Consider the following 20,710-nt stretch of genomic DNA (forward strand, 5'->3'; position numbering starts at 1 on the left):
GTGCATGCTGTCTGATGGAAGGTGCTAACGCATGAAGGACCTTTTCTCCTACAGGCTTTTCACAAGGGTGGCGCGACTGGGCAGCTTTTCGGCCGCGGCACGCGAAGTGGGTCTTTCTCAATCCCAGGTCTCCAGGATTGTTGCCGAACTCGAAGCCGATCTCGGCACCCTGCTACTGGCGAGATCGACACGTGCAGTCGTTCCCACTGAGGCAGGGGCAGATTTTCTGGCGCGCATGGAGCCCATCCTCGCCGCGGTGGAAGAAGCAGAGCAAAGCGTTCGCGGGGGTGGAGAGCTACGTGGCGTTGTCCGGATCAGCATGCCAACGAGCATCGGCGTACGGGAAATCATTCCTCGTATGGCGTCGTTTGCAGCGATACACCCCAACCTTCATATCCAAGTCCTGCTCGCCGATCATTGGCAGGATCTGGTGCGCGAAAATATCGATGTAGCGATAAGGTTGGGACGGCTGTTGGATTCCAGTGCTACGAGCCGTCAGATCATGACGATCTCCAGATTTATCCTCGCCTCACCGTCCTACTTGCGCGCCGCCGGGGAGCCCACTACGCCTGAGGATCTGCAATCGCATCGAATCATCGCGGGGCCAGCCTCGACTGTCCCGAGTGGCTGGATGTTCAAACGCGATGGCGAGACCAGGACGATTCAGCTTGAGGCTCACTTCTCGACCGACGAAAACGAAGGCGCTGTCGCAGCGGCAACTGCTGGTTTAGGGATTACTTCGACAACGGCATGGGCGTGCCGACGGGAGCTTGAAAGCGGTGAACTCGTCGCACTGCTCACCGATTGGGAGACCGAATCCGTACCTGTTCATGCCTACTTCCCACATGGCTCGCGTACCCGCAGTGCCGGCCGCGCCTTGATCGAGCACCTTATAGCTAGCCTGGCTGGCGAGGGAAGTGGCATTTCAAGCTAGCGTCCGGTCGGCATAGTGCAGCAATGCCTATGCATCCTTTACATAAATGATAGCGAAAAAGAGTGGCTACTCCGTTCATGCCGAAGCTGGCAACTTAGCGCCACTGCCTGCACGACACATCGGTCGACTTGTTCGTTCGTGGCGGGATTTCCTTACTTCATCTCTCCAGGAGAAGTGTGATGCGCATGACCGGCAATACTATTTTCATCACTGGCGGCGGGTCCGGCATCGGCCAGGGCCTGGCCGAAGCCTTCCATAGGCTCGGCAATCAAGTGATCATCTCCGGACGGCGCAAGGAGCGACTGCAGCAGACGCTCGACGCCAACCCCGGCATGGCCGCCATCGAGCTCGACATCACCGACACGGCCAGCATCCAGGCAGCAGCGCAGCACCTCATCGCCAATTACCCTGAGCTCAACGTGCTGATCAACAATGCCGGCATCATGCTGGTCGATCATGCAGAAGGTCCGGTGGACGATGCGCTTGCCCTCTCGACCGTCACCACAAACCTGTTGGGTCCGATCCGGATGACCTCGGTGCTGGTCGAGCATCTGAAGGCCAAACCTGATGCGGTCATCGTCAACGTCTCCTCGGTGCTCGGCTTCGTGCCAATGGCCGTGACGGCGGTCTATTCGGCGACCAAGGCAGCGCTGCACTCCTACACCTTGTCGCAGCGCTACCTGCTACGCGAACACGGCATCCAATTGGTCGAGATTGCACCACCGTGGGTACGCACCGAGCTGCTCAACAGCAGCGAGGAGGAACGCGCCATTCCCCTCGACCAATTCATTACAGAAGCGATGAAACAGTTCGATAGCGGCGTCAACGAAATCCTCGTCGCTCCGGCCGATGCCATGCGCGCCAATCCTGGCCCGAACGAGCATGCCTGGGTCAACGGGTTCAACGACATGATTGCAAACGGACCGGCTTTTGATTGATCGCGACTGCATCGCAATGGCCGGGTCCCCGTGAAACAAGTGACATTGCAGGCATAATTTTCCAGGAGGCGGGTCTCATGTTCGATACCACTTCAAGCAAGGCGCCCTTGTTCCAGCCGACCCTCATGGGCGACCTCGAACTTCCCAACCGCATCGTCATGTCACCACTGACGCGGATGCGGGCTGCCAACCCGGGGTTGGTGCCAACTGAACTGCATGCCGAGTATTACGCGCAGCGTGCATCGGCGGGACTGATCATTTCCGAAGGCGCATCCATCAGTCCGGAGGCTGTTGGCTGGGCCGACACACCTGGCCTGTGGAGCAAGGAGCAACTTCAAGGCTGGTCTCACGTGCTTGAGGCCGTGCATGCAAAAGGTGGTCGCATGGTCGCTCAGCTTTGGCACACAGGGGCGATTTCACATCCCGATTTTGGCGCTGCTCCGATGTCCGCGTCCGATGTGAATATCGGCTATGAAAGCACCACGCCACTTGGTCGAAAACCCACTGTAGTGCCACGTCCGATGACTCTTGCGGACATTCACCGAACCGTCTCCGATTATGCGAAAGCGGCTCGCAACGCCATGAGCGTCGGCTTCGATGGCGTGCAAATTCAGGCCAACTATTTGTATCTCATTGCGCAGTTTCTGAACCGCACAACCAACCTGCGAACCGATGAATATGGTGGCAGCATTGAGAAGCGGGCACATCTCTAGAGCCGCTCGCGGGTGATGCCATGTTTCGGCACTTGCGCTCCATTTTCAAGGGGACATTGATCGCCAATGTCGGGATGGATGCTGAACGCGGTAACCGACTCATTGCTGAAGGCAGCGCCGATCTGATCGCCTTCGGGCGGCCCTTCATTTCCAATCCGGATCTGGTTGAACGACTCGCAGTCGGAGCGCCGCTCGCGGAGATAGATTGGAACACCGTCTACGCATCCGGAGCCCGGGGCTACACCGATTATCCGCGCCACATTTCTACCGCTGTCGCCTGACACAACAAGGCAACTTTGGGCGGCCCTTCAGCCACCAACCCTTTACATCAATAGCAGGAACCCGACCATGACTTCACGTACCCCCGCCGAGAACAAGGCCATTGTCCTCGAAGGCTTCGCAACCCTTTTCAATCGCAAGGATCTGGCGACGGCCGAACGCTTCTGGTCACCCTCCTATATCCAGCACAGTGCCCATGTGCCGCCCGGTCGCGAGGGTCTGTTCGAGCTGGTCGCCGCTGGATCGCCCGATATGCGCTACGAATGCCAGCTGGCAGTCGCTGAAGATGACTTCGTCATGTTGCACGGTCGGTTCACTGGAATCGGCCAACCGGCAAACTGGGTCGTGGTCGATATCCTGCGTCTTGAGGACGGTGTGATGGTCGAACACTGGGATGTAATCCAGGATGAGGCGACGCTCGAAGGTTCCGCTGGCGGGTACCCTATGTTTGGGGATCAGTTCCCGGGTTGAAGTTCCTGAACCACTCATTCGATTGCATTTGATTGAAGTAGCAACGCTGTATTAACGCAGCCCCTCGATCCAACCAGACCCAGACGAAACGCCCTTCACTCTGTGGACGGTTGGCGGGTATCGCCCACCTCTGCCAGGAACTCCTGACGAGATCCGGTGGTGCACCGAGATTCGTGCAAACCGAACATCACCTTTTTCCATCATGTATTCGATCAATTTCCAACAACGAAACCAACCGCGGCTCAATCGAACCCTCAAGCACCTCAACCAACGCCAGCGTCACCGGCAACTTGAAGCGCCGCCGTCCCGCGCTGCCAGGGTTGAGGAATAGCCGATCGCCGCGCCATTCGATGCGTGGCTTATGCGAATGCCCGGTGATCACCCACTTGATGCCGGCATCGAGCACGATCGGGACGTCGGCGATGTCATGCACCAGCAAAGTGTCCCAACCGTTAAGGTCGAAACGCAGTAGATCATCCAGAGGCGCTGCCCAAGGCGCGCCCACGTCGTTGTTCCCGCGCACGACATGCAGTGGAGCAATGGACGCCAGTTGATCGAGAATCTCCTGGCTGCCGATGTCGCCCGCGTGAATGATCCGCTCACAGCCCTGCAGAGCCGCAACGGCTTCGGGGCGAAGCAAACCATGGGTATCGGAAATCACGCCAACCTTCATGCATCACTCCAGACGAGGCTCATTGCCTGACGCGATCAAGGATCTACGTGCGCCATCAGTTCAGCAACCGATTCCTGGCGATTGGCGTAGCGCTGGGCCAGCACGGCACAGACCATCAACTGAATTTGATGGAACAGCATGAGCGGCAGGATCAACACGCCGATGGTGCTGCCGGCGAACAGAACTTGGGCCATCGGCACACCGGTGGCCAAGCTTTTTTTCGAACCGCAGAACAGGATGGTAATGCGGTCCTCCACATTGAAACCAAAGGCTTTGCCCAGCACCGTAGAGGCCACCAACACCAGCCCCAGCAATACGCAGCACGCCACCACCAGCCCGGCCAGTTCCCACAGCGGGATCTGGTGCCAGATGCCTTCGTTCACCGCTTCGCTGAACGCGCCGAAGACCACCAACAGAATCGAGCCCTGATCCACGAACTTCAGCCAACTCTTGTTGCGCCCGACCCAGGCGCCGATCCAGCGCCGAGCGATCTGCCCGGCAATGAACGGCAGCAGCAGTTGCACACTGATCTTCACAATCGCATCAAGGGTCGAGCCGCCATCGCCCTGCACATTCAACAGCAGCGTCACGAGTAACGGCGTGATGAAGATCCCGAACAGACTGGACGCCGCCGCACTGCAAATCGCCGCCGGAATGTTGCCTCGCGCCAGAGAGGTAAAGGCAATGGCCGACTGCACTGTTGCGGGCAACGCGCAGAGGTAGAGCATGCCCATGTACAGATCGTCACCGATCAGCGGCGACAGCACCGGTTTGAGCGCCAGGCCGAGCAGCGGAAACAGCACAAAGGTCAGACTGAACACCAGCACATGCAGGCGCCAATGCCCGGCACCGGCAATGATCGACTCGCGTGACAGTTTGGCGCCATGCAGAAAAAACAGCAGGGCGATGGCGATGTTGGTCAGCCACCCGAAGCCCACTGCGACCTGACCACTGGCCGGCAACACGCTGGCGAGCAGCACGACGCCGATCAGGGTCAGAGTGAAGTTGTCAGGTAAGAAACGAGGGCGCGTCATCAGGGTCATCCGGGTTTGCCAGGAACGTGATCACGACTCTAACCCGTCCGCAGATTACCGACTAACGCTAGTAAGCCAGGAGATGTCGCCTAAAGGACAGGATGACCAGCGTTGTTGACGCATCATGCCGTTAGGTGGGAAAACAGGGGCGGCCCGGATTTAAGCGTCGGGGAATTCAAGAATCAAGGAAGGCTCATGAAAACCCTACTGTGTTTACTGATCGCCACCGGCGTCGGCGCTGCGTTGCAATACGCCGGCATCCCCCACGGCCTGTTGCTGGGCTCGATACTCGCGAGCGCAATGATCGCCAGTAACCTGCGCTTCTCCCCTACCCTGCGCTTCGGCCTCGGCTATGTGCAAATCGTCTTGGGGATCGCGACCGGTTTGATGTTTACGTCGTGGGACAGCCACACGGTCGCAGCCATCTTGCCCAGCCTGGGCGTCATGCTGCTGTGCCTGATGGTACAAAGCGCGGTGGCCGGTTTTGCGCTGCTGAAAATCGCAGGATGGAACCGCAAGGATACCCTGCTGGCCGTCTACCCCGGCGCACTCGCGGCGGTATTCGACTTGCTCGAATCCGAACGCGCGTCCAGCAAGGTAATCGTCGTGCATCTGGTGCGACTGCTCTCCATCACCCTCCTCGTCAGCTTTTGCATTCCCGGACAGGCAGACGTGGCGATTGCCCAAAGCAGCTCGTTGGACTTGAGCCTGGCGCTGAGCCTGCTGTCGCTGATCGCCCTGTGCCTGTTGCTCGGGCGTTTGCTGTTGAACGTTGGCGTGCCGGCACCGTTCATGCTCACCGCCATCGTGCTCACCGGCGTCTACGTCAAGTCCGGCTACTTGCAGGGCTTTCACATGCCGCCATGGAGTGTCGACTCCGCTGCCATCTTGCTCGGTGTGCTGATCGGCTCGAAATTCAAGGACATCAGCTTCACCGAACTTGTTCGCCACGGGCGGGCCGCGTTGATGTCCGTTGGCCTGATGCTGCTGATCGCTGCAGCGTTTGCCAGCGTGGCCGGGCGGGTTTGGGGCAGCGATCCTTGGTCGTTATGGCTGGCCTACATGCCGGGCGCCATCGAGACCATCTCCATGGTCGCCTTCAGTGGCGGGCTGAACGTTGTGTTCATCCTGACTCATCATCTGGTGCGCATGGTTGTGCTGCACTTTGCACCGGCACTGGTGGTTCAGGCGCGGCGGTGGCGGGAAGATGTTTGATCGGCATTAAGCATCGGCGTATCGGAGGAAAGGATTAAACGGGAGAGATCGTGGCCAGGGCACCAATCAAAATGGTCAGCACCAGAAATCCACCCAGGAAAATTGCCATCTTGCCCATTGGGGCCTCCTACATTATGAGTTCGCTGTGTGCCGCCATTGTGAGCCTGACACTGAGTGCATTACAGAGGCAGATAGCTCGCGAAAATACGGATCAGATGCTTGAAACGAAAAAGCCCCGCCCCATTGAAGTGGGACGGGGCCTTCTACTGCACTAATCGCTGTTTACAGATCAGTGATTTCCTTGTGGCGTGGCACCAGCATCTTCATCACGCTCCATGCCACCAGATAGGCCAGCGAACAGATAGCAAACATGATCATGTAGCCGGTGTGAATATCGTTGACCGATTTGTAGTAGTCGAACACATAACCGCCAACCTTGGTCATCACGACACCACCCAAACCACCCGCCATGCCGCCAATGCCGACCACCGAAGCGATGGTTTTTTGCGGGAACATATCGGACACCGTCGTGAAGATATTGCACGACCACGCCTGGTGCGCCGATGCGCCAACGCCTATCAGCAACACAGGGACCCAAAAGCTGATGTAACCGAATGGCTGAGCCAGCAGCACCACCAACGGGAACAGCGCGATCACCAGCATGGCTTTCATGCGACCGTCATACGGCTTGTCGCCGCGGGACATGAAGTAGCTCGGGAACCAGCCGCCACCAATACTGCCGATCATCGTCAAGCTGTACAACACGGCCAGCGGCGCCACGATGGCCGCTCCCTTCATGCCGTATTGCGCCGACAGGTAGGTCGGAAGCCAGAACAGGAAGAACCACCACACGCCATCGGTCATGAACTTGCCGAAGGCAAACGCCCAAGTCTGGCGGTAAGTCAGCAACTTGAACCACGATACTTTTTTGGCAGCGACACCCGACACTTCCGGGGTGGCTACTTGCACAGGTTCATCGCTACGGATGTATGCCAGTTCCTCTGCCGACAGACGCTTTTGCTGATCCGGCTTTTGGTAGAGCGCAATCCATACGGCGACCCAGACGAAGCCCAGCATACCGATCGCGATAAAGGCCGCTTCCCAGCCCCAAATACCGGCAATCAGCGGTACGCAGATCGGCGCCAGGACCGCGCCCACGTTGGCACCGGAGTTGAAGATGCCGGTAGCGAAGGAGCGTTCCTTCTTCGGGAAGTACTCCGCGGTGGCCTTGATCGCAATCGGGAAGTTACCCGCTTCACCAATCGCCAGAACCGCGCGAGACAGCATGAAACCGGCAATCGAGACCGGAATGACGGCAAGGCCGAGCGCGCTGCTCAGGGCGCCAATGCCCTCACCCATCGGCACCGCAAAGGCGTGCATGATCGCACCGGTGGACCAGATGCCAATCGCCCAGATATACGCTTTCTTGGTGCCGATCTTGTCGACGAAGCGGCCGGCGAACAGCATGGAAATCGCGTACACAAACTGGAAAACCGAGGCAATGTTGGCGTAGTCAGTGTTACTCCAGCCAAACTGCGTCGACAGTTGCGGCGCCAACAGACTCAGTACCTGGCGGTCCAGGTAGTTGACGGTGGTGGCGAAAAACAACAGCGCACAGATCGTCCAGCGGTATTTGCCGACCGTTTGGCCGACGCGTTGCGCGTTCGCATTGATGGGCTCGTTCAGATTCATGGCATCACTTTATTATTGGATTATGGTGATGATCTCTCGGTTTCAAGCGAGATCAATAGTGTCGTAGAGCATTGCCAAGACGCAAAGAGTCCGCGTCAAGGCTGGTCAGATTCAGCCGGGTCTTGCGATCAACTTATGCTGTACCCCGCCGCCGGTTGCATCATGCGCAGTGCGATTGCTGGTGGCTGGAGCTGGGCGTGTAGCGAGTACTAGCAGGGGTTTGGCGGGACCGTCGCCTGCGACGGAACTGACTGTGCGGGCGCGCAAGCAGACAAGGTCAGGCCAGAGGAAGCGACGTTGAGGGGGATGAGTTCGCAAGTTGAATTCATGATGGGGCCGACACTCTTTTTATTTTTTGGCATGAACAGTCGACGTATCGTCTGTCGTCGTACAACTGTGCCTTTTATATCGAGTTCGAGGGTGGGCTGTCAATATCAAAGATAGCCGTTGGTCTTGACGAAGATTGCTTGGGAAAATTTCGATTTGTTATAGAACTCGCTGGGTACAGGATCTTCAGCCGTGTGAATTGTCGGGCATTGACGAGGGGATGTGGGGACTCGGAGCGATGAACCATGTTGTACGATGACGCATGTTTACATGTACAAAAGCGAGTCAGGTAGTCGGTGTATGGACCGCCGGCCTGACTCGAATCGCCCTGAATGAGATCAAACAGGGTGTGGAATCGATAGAGCTCCGCTGCGCAATGGAAAGGCCGCTCAGGCGGACTTCAGGGCAAAACGCGAAACCGGGCGACTCAGACCATAATGCTCGCGCAGCGTACTGCCCGCATATTCATGGCGGAACAGCCCACGCTTGCGCAGGATCGGCAGCACTTCATCGAGGAACACTTCAAAGCCCTCGGGGAACGCTGGCGGCATCACATTGAAACCATCGGCAGCGCCACTGCGGAACCACTGCTCAATCAGATCGGCAATCTGCACCGGCGTACCGACAGGAACCCAATGCCCGCGAGCACCGGCCAGGCGATTAATCAGCTGACGCAGCGTCGGTTTCTCGCGGTCGACGATGTCGAGGATCAGCTTGAAGCGACTGGACTGGCTCTCGCTGCTGTCGAAATTGACCAGATGGCGAGGGAATGGCGCATCCAGATCGTGACCGGACAGGTCGACACCCAACATGCGGCGCAGTTGGCCTAGTGAAACATGTGGCAGCACCAGGTCGTTGAGTTCATCGAACTTGCGCTGGGCTTCGGCTTCGGTGCTGCCAATGTACGGGCTGATGCCCGGGAGGATTTTCAGCTGGCGAGGATCGCGACCCACCGCCTTCGCCCGAGCACGGATATCGTTGGCGAATTCGGTCGCGCTTTGCAGGGTCTGGTGCGCGGTGAAAATCGCTTCGGCATGCCTGGAAGCGAAATCACGGCCATCTTCGGAAGACCCGGCCTGCACCTGCACCGGTCGCCCCTGTGGGGAGCGTGGCGAGTTGAATGGGCCTTTGACTTTGTAGTGAGTACCCACGTGGTTGATCGAATGCACCTTGTCACTGTCGGCAAACACCCCGGAAGTCTTGTCCAGCACCAGCGCGTCGTCCTCCCAGCTGTCCCAAAGGTCACCGACCACCTGCACGAATTCTTCGGCCTGGGCATAGCGATCATGAGCCGACGGATGTTGGTCCAGGCCAAAATTGGCGGCTGCAGCCGCCATGGAAGTGGTGACGATGTTCCAACCGGCGCGGCCCTTACTGAGGTGATCCAGCGCACTGAACGAGCGGGCCAGATTGTAAGGCTCGCTGTAGGTCGTGCTGGCCGTGGCGATCAGGCCTATGCGTTGGGTCACCGCAGCAATTCCCGCCAGCCAGGTAACGGGTTCGAAACGAATGCGCAGACCTTCACGCCCGCTTTCGGCCAGTGACGGCGAATCAGCAAAGAAAATCGCATCAAGCTTCTCGCGCTCAGCGCGTAGCGCCAGTTGCTGGTAATAGCCGATATCCATGGAAGCTTCCGGCACCGACTGCGGGTGACGCCAGGCGGCTTCGTGATGGCCGTTCGGGTAGATGAATAGGTTGAGGCTGAGCTGACGTTCGGACATTTCCCGTTCCCTGAAAAAAACAAGTATGAAAAATAGGTGCTTGCGCGCGGCGCAGAGGCTCAGTGCAGCTCGGCGAAATCGCTCAGCACATCGTCGCGCAGGGCGATGAAGCGGCTGTCACTGCGGTTGCGCGGGCGCGGCAGATCGATGTCGAGAATGCGCCGGATGCGGCCAGGATTCGGTTGCATCACCACCACGCGATCGCCCAGGAATACCGCCTCATCAACATCGTGGGTAACCAGGATCATGGTGATTTTTTCCTTGGCCCAGATGTTTTGCAGCTCGCCTTGCAGGCGCGCACGGGTCAAGGCATCGAGCGCACCCAGCGGTTCATCCAGCAAGAGCACGCTCGGTCGATTGACCAGGCCGCGGGCTATCGCCACGCGTTGCGCCATGCCGCCGGATATCTGATGCGGGTAGGCATCGATAAAGTCTTGCAGGCCGACCAGTTCAATGTGCTCGCGCACGGTCTCGCGTTTCTGCGCAGCGCTCAGGTGTGAATTCTTGAGCCCGACCGCGACGTTCTGCTCGACGTTGAGCCAAGGGAACAAACGGTGATCCTGAAACACGATGCCGCGTTCCAGGCCAGTGCCTTCGATGGGTTTGCCATCCAGCAGGATGCGCCCGTCGTATTCTTCGTCCAGGCCAAGAATCAGTCGCAGCAGCGTGGATTTGCCGCAGCCGCTGGCGCCCACGATGCTGATGAACTCGCCAGGCGCAATGTCGAGCTGGATGTTGTCGAGTACTTGCAGTTGCGTCGAACTGCCCGGTCGGGAAGCGAAACGCTTGCTGATGTTTTCCAGGGTCAGGCTGTTGTTGAGCATGTCGCAATCCTTTTGAAAGTGCCAATCAACGAGGAGCGATGCCATATAGGCGCTGCATCCGCCGCTCAAGTGTCCGGGCCACTGCGTTGAGACCCCATCCCACCAGGCCGATAATCACCATTCCAAACAACACCAGGTCCATCATGAAATGTTCGCTGCCATCAATCAGCGTGTTGCCGATCCCCTCCCCCGATACCAGCAAGTATTCAGCGCCGATGGTCGCCAGCCAGGAATAGACCAGCGCCAGGTAAAGCCCGGTAAAAATCGACGGCAAGGCGGCGGGCAGCATCACCCCAACGATGGTTTGCCAACGGGTGAAGCCGTACACCCGCGCCACTTCCAACAGGTTGGGCGGGACGTTGCGCAAACCGTCACAGGTATTGACCACCACAGGCACCAGTGCTGCCAATGACAGGAACACCACCTTGGCCACATCGCCCAGGCCGAACCACACCGAGATCAACGGAATCCAGGCGAACAGCGATATTTGCTTGAAGGTATTGAAGCTCGGCCCGACCACGCGTTCGAAATTCCGCGACAGGCCCAGCAGGCAACCCAGTACCAGGCCGAGCGTAGTACCGATAAAAAAACCACTGAGGTTGCGCGCCAGGCTGGCAGAAATGGCCCGCCAGAATTTGCCCGAGGCGATTTGATCCCAGGCCGTTGCAGCCACTTTTTCTGGCGAAACGAACAACCCCGAATGACTCCAGCCCTGGTTCGAAGCCAACCACCACACGGCAATGACCGAAATGGGCAAGACCCAACCGCGATATCGGCGGCTACCGCTACCGACTGACAAGATCGCGCTCATGACAGACGCCCCCCGGCAGTTGGCCGACCACGATTGAGGCGTTTCTCCGCGTAATCAAAACCGCGGTCTATCAGCAGACCGAGCGCACCCACCACAACAACAGCCGCCATCACCAAGTCCAGTTGAAATAGCTGACGCCCATAGACGATCAGGTAACCCAACCCCTCACTCGATGCCACTAACTCGACCACCACCAGCGATAACCAGGCTTTGGTGAACCCCAGACGCAAACCGGTAAACAGCGTCGGGATAGCCGCAGGCAAGACGATGGAAGTGACGCTTTGCCGACGACTGAAACCGTAGGCCCGGCCGACTTCCAACAACCCTTTGGGCGCCTGGCGGAAAGCTTGCAAGGTGCACAGCGTGATCGGCACCAAGGCTGCCTTGGCAATCAGCACATACTTGAGCGTCTCGCCGATGCCGAACAGCAACAGGGCAAACGGTAACCAGCCCAGTACCGGTATTTGCACCAGTGCGTTGAAGGTGGGTAAGAGATAATCCTCTAGCGTCCTGGACAGTCCCATGGCCAGGCCCAGCGCTATGCCGGTGAAGGCGCCCAATGTAAATCCGACGACAACCCGCTGCAGGCTGGCGGACGCGTTCAGCCAGAGATCACCGCTGGTGACCAGGTCCGACAAGGTCTGGTAGACGTAGACTGGCGGGGGTAGCACCTGCTCTGAAAGCCAGCCGCGTTCCACCCCCAGGTACCATAAGCCCAGCAATACCAGCGGCAACAGCCAGGGCAAGGCCTTGTCAACCAGACTGACGGGCCAGGCTGACTGGCGCGGCACTTCAATCTTGCGAACTGGGCGGGCCGGTGACGGTGGAAAACGTTTGACGTTATCGCCCGCAAATCCCGGTGCCGCGTACTGCTCTAGTCTGACGGTCTGTGCCCTGGCCATTTGCCTAGCTCCCTTGCTTGCTGGTCGCGGCCGCTACTGCATTACCCGCCGGCTGTTTGCCATCCGGACCGTAGGGCGTCCAGTAGTTCTCAAGCCCCTTGGTTTTGAGGGATTTTTGCAAATAGCTGGTCTCGAACCAGCCATCGATACTGACGGGGCGACGGATGAGCTTTTCTTCTTTGGCTTGATCCGCCACGGCCTGATAGCGGCCAAGCAGGAAGTTGTCGACCAGAGGCGAGGCTCTGTCCCTGATGCTCACCCCGGTAAAGTCGGCGCGTAGTGATTCTGCCGGTTCATTACTCTTGGCCCATTCAGTGAAGACCGCGTCACGATTGCTCTCTTCCGACGCCCATTTCGCCGCGTCCATCAGCGTGTCGACGACTTTTTGCACGTTGTCCGGATGTTCTTTTTCATAGGCCCCCCGAACGACCAGTGCGGTCTGTCGGGTGTAGCGCACATCCTGAGTGGGGTTGTCGTAAACGATGTCGATCAGGCCTTTATCGCGCAGCTTGAACAATTCGCGACCGCCGAATGCGGCATCTACCCCATTGGATACCAATGCAGCCTGAGTGCTGCCGGTATCGAGGTTGATGACCTTGATATCGCGTTCGGTAAGACCGTGCTCCGCCAACAGATTGATCGTCACCAGATGGCCGTTGGTTCCACGAAAGATCGCCACCTTCTTGCCTTTCAGATCATCGATGCCTTTGACGTCAGATCCTTTGGGAACTGCCAGGTAAAGATTGGCACGTACGCCCAGTGCGGCCAGCAGTTTGGTGTCCAGCCCATTGGAGCGCCCGACGACGGCGGGCAGATCGCCCTGGTAGGCGAAGTCAAGTTGCTGGTTTGACAAGGCTTCGTTTACCGCGGGACCAGCCCCCTTGAAAAAGAACCATTGCACTTCGGTCCCGGTTCCAGCGAAGGCTTTTTCCAGCAGTTGCTGATTGCGCACGATGCCCAGGGGCGACCCACTGAACGTCACCGGGTCACCGCCGCCGGCGGTCGCTACACCAATGCGCAACACATCGGCCTGGGCCAGGGGGATGGCAAGAACCGTAGCCAGTGCTGCAGCGATGCTGCATTTGAGAAACAGGGGAATACCTTTGAGTTCCATGTTGAAGCCTTCCTTGTGTCGATGAGGCTCGCTTGTCAGGCGGCGAGATGTGTTTTGTCGGCTTCGGTTTTCGGCGAGCGGGTATCCGGGCTTGGCTTGAGCGCTTGGCTCAAGCGACCATCCACCCCGACTGGCACATCACCGTCGATGGTGGTCCGGCGCACGATGCGCTGGGCATCGCCGTAGTCGTTGATCGCGATGTGCTGCGTGGCGCGGTTATCCCAGATCACCACATCGCCCTCCTCCCAGCGCCAGCGCACGGTGTTGTCGACATGGGTAATACGGTCGTGGAACAGGCGAATCAGTTGTTTCGAATCGCTATTGCTTACTCCCTGTATCTGTTTGACAAAGTGCCCCAACAACAAACTTCTTTCACCCGATTCCGGGTGCACCCGTACTAAAGGATGTTCGGTCTCGTAGACTTCAGCAGTAAACTGTTCGCGGTAACGCTTGAGACCCGACTCATCAGTATTACGCGGCGCCGCATAGTCATATAAGTTGGTGTGCAACGCGCGTAGATTATCGGCCAGTTGTTTTAATGGCTCGGGCAAGTCGGCGTAGGCCGCCGCAGTATTGGCCCACACTGTATCGCCGCCATAAGGTGGAATAACCACACCGCGCAAGATGGATATCTTCGGGTAATTGGCAACAAAAGTGACATCGGTGTGCCAGGAATTGGCGCGGGTTTCCTTGGCGTCCAGGTGCAGAATGGCGGCGCTTTGTTCAGCAGAACGCACGGTCGGATGCGGCACCTGATCCCCGAAACGCCGGGAAAAAGCTTCGTGCCCGGCGTCATCCAGATGTTGGTTGCGAAAGAACAGCACTTTATATGTCAGCAGTGCCTGATTAATAAATTCGAAATTCTCAGCACTGATGTGTTCACCTAACTTCACGCCTTCCAGTTGTGCGCCAATTCGACCAGCGACCGGTTTAATTTGAATGGCCATCGAGCTACCTCCTGTCTCACGAGTAGTTGTGAGACAGATCATAAAGACATAAAAGCAGCCCTGACTAATCACAAATTATTCTAAAGATATAAGAACAGCCATATAGCAAATCTTTTACCAAGCCCGGAGAAAAGCTATAAGCCAAGTGTTATTAGCTCATAACTTTTTAGTTGGTTTAACGAGCGAGTTTGATCCACATCGAAACCGACGTAGCCAAGGTGACTAAAATCCATTAAACATTAGGTCTGAGCGCTTCAGCGATTTTCTGAAATTAAACTCTTTCAATGAAATTGGCTGAGAGGCTGCACGGCAGATGTCGTCAGTATTCGACAGAGAGTGCGGATCATTGGCCTGTTTTTCTACTTTCGCGGCGGCGGGGTTTTTCTTTTCCAGCAGGAAAGTTTATTGACCTTCAGATTGGCCACCTGCAAGCGCTGGTCAGCGCCTTCTCATCGAAAACAAACTGTCTGTACCTAATGGCAAAAGGCATAAAGCAGCCAGACATTCGAAGATAGGCGGACACAGATCCAGAGGGGCAGAACCGGCTTCAGGGCAACGGCTTATTAAGCCGCCCATCAAGGGCAAAAGGCTCTTGCAACACCAACTCATACAACCCAAGAGCCAGTTGCGGGTTCATCAACAAATTCCAGCTATGCGGCGAAACACTAGAAGGGACCAGTACAAAGGGATGCTGGCTCAACAAGTCAGCACCGAACTGCTGCTGGCTGCGGCTTGGGGTACCCGGTACCAGCCAATTCGGGTTCGCAATGCTCTCCGGCTGCACCACATAAATCTTCGACGGGTCCAGCACCCGGGCCTGCGTCAGACAATGGGGCTTGCAATCCAGCGCATCGAAATCCTTAAACACCGCCACCTCAAGGATGGCCGTAGAGGCGTCCAGGGCGGCATAAACCGTGGCCATACCCCTAGGGTTCCAGCGCCCACCCACCTTTTCAGCCCCCACGCCCGAATTCCAGGTGGTGGCATACTCAGCAGGATCAAGGCGCCAGAAGTGAACCTCATTGCTCAATGGGTCTTTAGCCATCAATAGACCCCGTACTCAATGCGCGTCAGAAAGTCAGTCACCAACTCATACCCGACCGAATTAGAAATCAGGTCGATAGGCGTCTCACCATCCAGGCCCCGCGCAGGCTTGACCATCCACTGTTCGGCAAGCTCACGCGAACCCAGCACATCCGTGGCCTTTTCCAACACCTCAGCATAATTGAGCGCGCGCGTGCTTTGCTCCGGGGTCAACGCTTCATTGGGCGTTTTCAGTCGCCGCGCAAGCGTGCGATCAGACGCACCAACGATTTTCGACAACACACCGCATTGCTTATACACAGTGCTGTTTTCGATCATGTTGAGCACCGACTGAAGCGGGAAACCGTTTTTAACAGCCCTGTAGACTTCCATACGATCATCGCTAATTTTTCCAGAGAGCAAGATCGAGACCATTTGTGGGAAGCGACGCGTAGCAGTCACACTCACCGCAGGCTCCTCGTTAATCAAAATTTTTATGTCTGCTTCAAGTTCGCGCAGTGTGGCTTTACTAATCAGACCGGCCCCTTTAACAGACTCTTCGACAACAACATCTTTTTTCTTGGCGCTCATAGCAGCCTCCGTCGCTCCGACATCTGGCATAAACTATAGTGCCAAATGGCAGAAAACCCAACCCGACAGCTTTTCGTTCGCCACCCGGATGTTCAAACCAAACACCAGTCTGTGAGCAGAGACAACAAGTTCCGAGAACCTGTGGCGAGGGAGCTTGCTCCCTCGCCACAGAACAGCTGTTACACAGATGGCTCAACTTTATCCAGCACCCGGTTCGCAGTGATCTCCGCCACCATGATGCTGTTTGAAATACCCAGCAGGGCATAACGCGACTCACCCTCCAGATGATCCACCAACTGATGGACCATCACATCGACCGAGGCCAGCGTCTCGACCAAAAAAACCGCCAGGGTTTCGGTCGTGGCTTCTGGGTCCACGGAAAACAGAGTACTGCGCGTTCGCTTGGTGGCTTTGATGTCGGCATTCGACGGGAAGTGGAAGTTGAGGGCGCGTTCGGCTGCCTCGTTGAGGTTTTTTGAATCAGGTTCGTACGGGGATACTGGATCGGTGTCTGGTGGATTGGGCGTTACTTTGAACATTGGCTCTAACCTCATAAGAGTGAGGCTGCAACCAGCTCGCGACTAAACGAGAGGGAGGCAGCTGTGCACAGGTTAGTCGACCGATGAGCCAAGAAATCGGCGCGCCGAAGCGCCCTGCGCACAACCGCCATCAAGTGCAGGCATGGGATACCTGACTGATAGAGACATTGTGCGTCTTGACATCAACGGGCGACTAAACCCGATCACTGATGGGCAGTGACAGGAGTCAAGTTACCGAGCAGGCCCAAAGCGCACAAGCCAGCGGATTCTGGCGCGGCCGTAGGCAACGGCGCAAGGTTTTGTAGCTTTCAGGACGTAACATTGAGGGCGTTTAAACAAAAGCCATTTCATGGTTAAACAGGCGAGCAACCCGACTTCCCCGTGTTTTGCCACGCCTCAAACTGATATGATTTTTTTCAGAAGTGTTGCATATAGATTTTTATTGTGTCATTTATAGTCTCGCCGATCACAGGACTGATCCACCGCGCCAACCCGGATGGCGGGCACCCGTTTCCCCCAAATGCCCTCCAGGAGTCAACAATATGAACAAGACAGAACTTCTAGGTGCTCTGGCGCTATGCGCTTTCAGTTTCCTGGCACATGCCGACGAAGACAGCCTGCGTATCGGTATCGAAGCCGCCTACCCTCCCTTCTCCTTCAAGACACCGGAGGGCAACGTCAGCGGGTTCGATTACGACATCGGCAATGCTTTGTGCGAAGAAATGAAGGTCAAATGCGAGTGGGTCATTCAGGAGTTCGACGGCATGATCCCGTCGCTCAAAGTGCGCAAGATCGATGCCGTGCTGTCGTCGATGTCAATCACCGAAGACCGGATGAAGTCCGTGGACTTCAGCAAAAAGTACTACCACACACCGGGCAAGTTCGCGATGAAGGCCGGCAACGTGATCAACGACCCATTGGTGGACCTCAAGGGCAAGAAAGTCGGCGTGCAACGCTCCTCGACTTACGATCGTTTTGCCACCGAGCAACTGGAAAAAGCCGGCGTCGTCGTGGTGCGTTACGGCTCACAGAATGAGGCTTTCCTCGACTTGGCCTCGGGTCGTCTGGACGCCACCCTCGCCGACATCGTCAACACCGATGAGAGCTTCATCAAAACACCGGCTGGCCAGGGCTTCACGCTGACAGGACCCGACATCAACGACCCGAAATATTTTGGCCGGGGCGCCGGGATTGCCGTGCGCAAAGGCGACAGTGCCAACGTTGCGCGTCTGAGTGCCGCGATTGACGCCATTCGCGCCAATGGCAAGTACGGGCAAGTGATGGCCAAGTACTTCGCGTTCGATATCTACGGCGAGTAAGCCCTACCCCTGCCCCCCTGACCCAAGACCCGGCGACGGCCCGTTGCAGGCGTCTGTCGGGGCTTGTCTTGCGCGCCTCGTGGCGCTCGCTTGAGGAACTTCATCATGCTTCACGGCTACGGATCGAGCATTCTCGATGGCGCCTGGCTGACCATAAACCTGGCCTTGACGTCCATGTCCCTGGCGATTGCCCTGGGTCTGATTGGCGCGGCCTTCCGATTGTCACCGCTCAAATGGCTGGCCCTGCTCGGGGAAAGTTACACCACCCTGATTCGCGGCATTCCTGACCTGGTGCTGATCCTGCTGATCTTCTACGGCGGCCAGGATCTGGTGAACCGCATTGCCCTGGCGCTCGGTTACACCCGCTATATCGACATCAACCCCTTTATCGCGGGCGTCTGCACCATGGGCTTCATTTTTGGCGCCTACCTCTCGGAAACCTTTCGCGGCGCCTTCATGGCGATCCCCAAAGGTCAGGCCGAGGCAGGCATGGCCTATGGCATGGGCGGTGCGCAGGTGTTCTGGCGAATTCTGGTACCGCAGATGATTCGTTTCGCCATTCCCGGGTTCACCAACAATTGGTTGGTACTGACCAAATCCACCGCGCTGATCTCGGTGATCGGCTTGCAGGACATGATGTTCAAAGCCAAGAACGCAGCGGATGCCACACACGAGCCCTTCACGTTTTTCCTCGCAGTGGCAGCGCTATATCTGATGCTCACCAGCCTGTCCTTGCTGGTGCTGCGCTATCTGGAAAAACACTACTCGGTCGGCATCAAAGCCGCCGAATTGTGAGGGGAGCCGCCATGATTCTCGACTACAACCTGATTTGGGAAAACCTGCCGCTGTACTTCAATGGCGCCTTGTTGACCCTCAAAGTCCTGCTCATTTCCCTGGCCCTGGGTCTGGTATTGGCGATTCCACTGGCGCTGATGCGGGTGTCGCGATCGCCGCTGATCAACTTCCCGGCCTGGCTCTATACCTACGTGATCCGCGGCACGCCGATGCTGGTGCAATTGTTCCTGATCTATTACGGCCTGGCGCAGTTCGAAGCAGTGCGCCAAAGCGTGCTCTGGCCTTACCTCTCCAGCGCCACCTTTTGCGCCTGCCTGGCCTTCGCGATCAACACCAGTGCCTATAGCGCAGAGCTGCTGGCCGGCAGTTTGAAATCCACGCCCCATGGCGAGATCGAAGCAGCCAGGGCCATGGGTATGTCACGCCTGACCCTGTATCGCCGCATTCTCCTGCCGTCGGCCTTGCGCCGGGCATTGCCGCAGTACAGCAACGAAGTGCTGATGATGCTGCAAACCACGAGTCTGGCCTCCATCGTCACCCTCGTCGACATCACCGGGGCCGCGCGGACTGTCAGCTCGCGGTTCTATCTACCGTTCGAGGCGTTTATCACCGCGGGCCTCATCTACCTCGCCCTGACCTTCATTCTGGTGCGTCTGTTCAAGTTGGCCGAGCGCCGCTGGCTGGCGTATCTGGCACCGCGCAAGCACTAAGGAGTTGCTATGGAGCACATTCAATACCTCTTGCCGTGGAGTGCATCGGGCACCGAACGCACGCTGACCCTGTTTCGTTTTGGCAGTGGACCACGCAAAGCGTACATCCAGGCGTCATTGCATGCCGACGAGTTGCCGGGGATGCGCGTCGCTGTCGAGCTCAAGCGCCGTCTTCTGGAACTGGAATCACAAGGCCGCCTGACCGGGGTGATCGAGTTGGTGCCAATGGCCAATCCGATCGGTATCGCCCAGATGTTCCAGGCCACCCATCAGGGGCGCTTCGAGTTCTCCAGCGGCAAGAACTTCAATCGCGACTTCCCGGTGTTGGTCGACGCCGTTGCACCGCTGTTGGAAGGCCAATTGGGAGACGATGCCGACGCCAACATCGCACTCATCCGCCGCGCCATGGGCGATGCCCTGGCCGCCATGCCAGCACCGACCTCGGAACTCGATGGCCTGCGCCGCTTGTTGCTGCAGCATGCCTGTGACGCCGATGTAGTGCTGGACCTGCACTGTGATTTCGAATCGATCATGTTGTTGTATGCGATGCCGCAACACTGGCCGCGTTTGCAGTCACTGGCCGCTCGCCTCGGTGCCGGGGTCACGTTATTGGCCGAAGATGCGGGCGGCAGTGCCTTCGACGAAGCCTGCGCAATTGCGTGGTTACGCCTGGCTGAGCTGTTTCCTGAAGCCAATATTCCCCTGGCGTGCGTGGCCACCACCATTGAATTGCGTGGCATGGCTGACACCGAGCGCGAGCAATGCGTCGACAGTGCACAAGCCATTCTCGGCTATCTCGCCGAACAGGGCTTGATCAGCGGTGACTGGCCAGCGGCACCGCCGAGCCATTGCCAGGCCATGCCATTCGCCGGCACGCAGTACGCCTGTGCGCCCCATCCAGGTGTGGTGAGTTTTCTGCAACCGCTGGGCGCGCAGGTCAGGGTCGGCGATCCGCTATTCGAAGTCATCGACCCGCTGACCGACCGCCATAGCGTGGTGAGCGCCAGCACCGACGGCATTCTCTACGCCCGCGAACGGCTGCGTTTTGCCCAGCCCGGATTGTGGCTGGCCAAAGTTGCAGGCGTCACCCCCATTCGCCAGGGTCGCTTGCTCAGCGACTGATTCCAGAGAGTTCAAA

The 20,710-nt window shown here is 57.6% G+C and carries 20 protein-coding genes and 1 pseudogene; 9 read left to right on the forward strand and 12 right to left on the reverse strand.

What is annotated here, in order from left to right; all coding sequences use genetic code 11:
* Positions 1 to 31: 31 nt before the first annotated feature.
* The 4 genes and pseudogenes from ACWGZX_RS01455 (at position 32) to ACWGZX_RS01470 (ending at position 3,335) form a co-directional block, all read left to right on the forward strand.
* Entirely contained in the window at positions 32 to 934 is a 903-nt protein-coding gene (locus tag ACWGZX_RS01455; RefSeq protein WP_452626986.1) for a LysR family transcriptional regulator, read from the forward strand.
* Between the two features lie 179 nt (positions 935 to 1,113).
* Positions 1,114 to 1,872, forward strand: a complete 759-nt coding sequence (locus tag ACWGZX_RS01460; RefSeq protein ID WP_452626987.1) for an SDR family oxidoreductase — start codon at positions 1,114 to 1,116, stop codon at positions 1,870 to 1,872.
* A 77-nt stretch (positions 1,873 to 1,949) separates the two neighbouring features.
* Positions 1,950 to 2,866 (forward strand): annotated as a pseudogene (locus tag ACWGZX_RS01465) (alkene reductase).
* A 67-nt stretch (positions 2,867 to 2,933) separates the two neighbouring features.
* Positions 2,934 to 3,335 (forward strand): nuclear transport factor 2 family protein, encoded by a 402-nt coding sequence (locus ACWGZX_RS01470; protein ID WP_452626988.1) that lies wholly within the window; start codon positions 2,934 to 2,936, stop codon positions 3,333 to 3,335.
* A gap of 187 nt (positions 3,336 to 3,522) precedes the next feature.
* On the opposite strand, the gene ACWGZX_RS01475 is transcribed toward ACWGZX_RS01470, so the two are convergent.
* Positions 3,523 to 4,008: a metallophosphoesterase family protein gene (locus tag ACWGZX_RS01475; protein WP_452626989.1), complete on the reverse strand. Its 486-nt coding sequence runs from the start codon at positions 4,006 to 4,008 to the stop codon at positions 3,523 to 3,525.
* A 35-nt stretch (positions 4,009 to 4,043) separates the two neighbouring features.
* Entirely contained in the window at positions 4,044 to 5,042 is a 999-nt protein-coding gene (locus ACWGZX_RS01480) for a bile acid:sodium symporter family protein (protein ID WP_452626990.1), read from the reverse strand.
* A gap of 195 nt (positions 5,043 to 5,237) precedes the next feature.
* Here ACWGZX_RS01480 and ACWGZX_RS01485 point away from each other — a divergent pair, with 195 nt between their 5' ends.
* Positions 5,238 to 6,257 carry an AbrB family transcriptional regulator gene (locus tag ACWGZX_RS01485; protein ID WP_452626991.1) on the forward strand — a complete coding sequence of 340 codons (1,020 nt, stop codon included), beginning with the start codon at positions 5,238 to 5,240 and terminating at the stop codon, positions 6,255 to 6,257.
* A 282-nt stretch (positions 6,258 to 6,539) separates the two neighbouring features.
* On the opposite strand, the gene ACWGZX_RS01490 is transcribed toward ACWGZX_RS01485, so the two are convergent.
* From ACWGZX_RS01490 to ACWGZX_RS01535, 10 genes are all read right to left on the reverse strand, one after another.
* The gene (locus tag ACWGZX_RS01490; protein WP_452626992.1) at positions 6,540 to 7,949 is read right to left on the reverse strand and encodes an MFS transporter; all 1,410 of its coding nucleotides are present in this window, start codon (positions 7,947 to 7,949) and stop codon (positions 6,540 to 6,542) included.
* A 716-nt stretch (positions 7,950 to 8,665) separates the two neighbouring features.
* On the reverse strand, positions 8,666 to 9,997 hold the full coding sequence (locus tag ACWGZX_RS01495; RefSeq protein ID WP_452626993.1) for an LLM class flavin-dependent oxidoreductase: 1,332 nt from the start codon (positions 9,995 to 9,997) through the stop codon (positions 8,666 to 8,668).
* 59 nt (positions 9,998 to 10,056) lie between these two features.
* A complete protein-coding gene (locus tag ACWGZX_RS01500) occupies positions 10,057 to 10,821 on the reverse strand; it encodes an ABC transporter ATP-binding protein (protein ID WP_452626994.1) in 765 nt (254 codons plus the stop codon).
* Between the two features lie 25 nt (positions 10,822 to 10,846).
* Positions 10,847 to 11,632: an ABC transporter permease gene (locus ACWGZX_RS01505; RefSeq protein ID WP_223517563.1), complete on the reverse strand. Its 786-nt coding sequence runs from the start codon at positions 11,630 to 11,632 to the stop codon at positions 10,847 to 10,849.
* A complete protein-coding gene (locus ACWGZX_RS01510) occupies positions 11,629 to 12,534 on the reverse strand; it encodes an ABC transporter permease (protein ID WP_452626995.1) in 906 nt (301 codons plus the stop codon). The genes ACWGZX_RS01505 and ACWGZX_RS01510 overlap by 4 nt, the downstream gene beginning before the upstream one ends.
* Positions 12,535 to 12,538: 4 nt before the next feature.
* A complete protein-coding gene (locus ACWGZX_RS01515) occupies positions 12,539 to 13,648 on the reverse strand; it encodes an ABC transporter substrate-binding protein (protein ID WP_452626996.1) in 1,110 nt (369 codons plus the stop codon).
* Between the two features lie 35 nt (positions 13,649 to 13,683).
* Positions 13,684 to 14,595, reverse strand: coding sequence for a TauD/TfdA dioxygenase family protein (locus tag ACWGZX_RS01520; RefSeq protein ID WP_452626997.1), 912 nt, complete (start codon positions 14,593 to 14,595; stop codon positions 13,684 to 13,686).
* Between the two features lie 547 nt (positions 14,596 to 15,142).
* Positions 15,143 to 15,640, reverse strand: a complete 498-nt coding sequence (locus ACWGZX_RS01525; RefSeq protein ID WP_452626998.1) for an RES family NAD+ phosphorylase — start codon at positions 15,638 to 15,640, stop codon at positions 15,143 to 15,145.
* A complete protein-coding gene (gene parS, locus ACWGZX_RS01530) occupies positions 15,640 to 16,209 on the reverse strand; it encodes a type II RES/Xre toxin-antitoxin system antitoxin (protein ID WP_452626999.1) in 570 nt (189 codons plus the stop codon). Before parS ends, ACWGZX_RS01525 begins: the two co-directional genes overlap by 1 nt.
* A gap of 179 nt (positions 16,210 to 16,388) precedes the next feature.
* Positions 16,389 to 16,748 carry a DUF6124 family protein gene (locus ACWGZX_RS01535; protein WP_452627000.1) on the reverse strand — a complete coding sequence of 120 codons (360 nt, stop codon included), beginning with the start codon at positions 16,746 to 16,748 and terminating at the stop codon, positions 16,389 to 16,391.
* A 542-nt stretch (positions 16,749 to 17,290) separates the two neighbouring features.
* Here ACWGZX_RS01535 and ACWGZX_RS01540 point away from each other — a divergent pair.
* The 4 genes from ACWGZX_RS01540 (at position 17,291) to ACWGZX_RS01555 (ending at position 20,694) form a co-directional block, all read left to right on the forward strand.
* Positions 17,291 to 18,067, forward strand: a complete 777-nt coding sequence (locus ACWGZX_RS01540; protein ID WP_452627001.1) for an ABC transporter substrate-binding protein — start codon at positions 17,291 to 17,293, stop codon at positions 18,065 to 18,067.
* 105 nt (positions 18,068 to 18,172) lie between these two features.
* Positions 18,173 to 18,862 (forward strand): ABC transporter permease, encoded by a 690-nt coding sequence (locus ACWGZX_RS01545; protein ID WP_452627002.1) that lies wholly within the window; start codon positions 18,173 to 18,175, stop codon positions 18,860 to 18,862.
* 11 nt (positions 18,863 to 18,873) lie between these two features.
* Positions 18,874 to 19,572, forward strand: a complete 699-nt coding sequence (locus ACWGZX_RS01550) for an ABC transporter permease (RefSeq protein ID WP_223517541.1) — start codon at positions 18,874 to 18,876, stop codon at positions 19,570 to 19,572.
* A 9-nt stretch (positions 19,573 to 19,581) separates the two neighbouring features.
* Positions 19,582 to 20,694 (forward strand): succinylglutamate desuccinylase/aspartoacylase family protein, encoded by a 1,113-nt coding sequence (locus tag ACWGZX_RS01555; RefSeq protein WP_452627003.1) that lies wholly within the window; start codon positions 19,582 to 19,584, stop codon positions 20,692 to 20,694.
* Positions 20,695 to 20,710: the final 16 nt, after the last annotated feature.

Source organism: Pseudomonas sp. CLCA07, assembly GCF_053615335.1.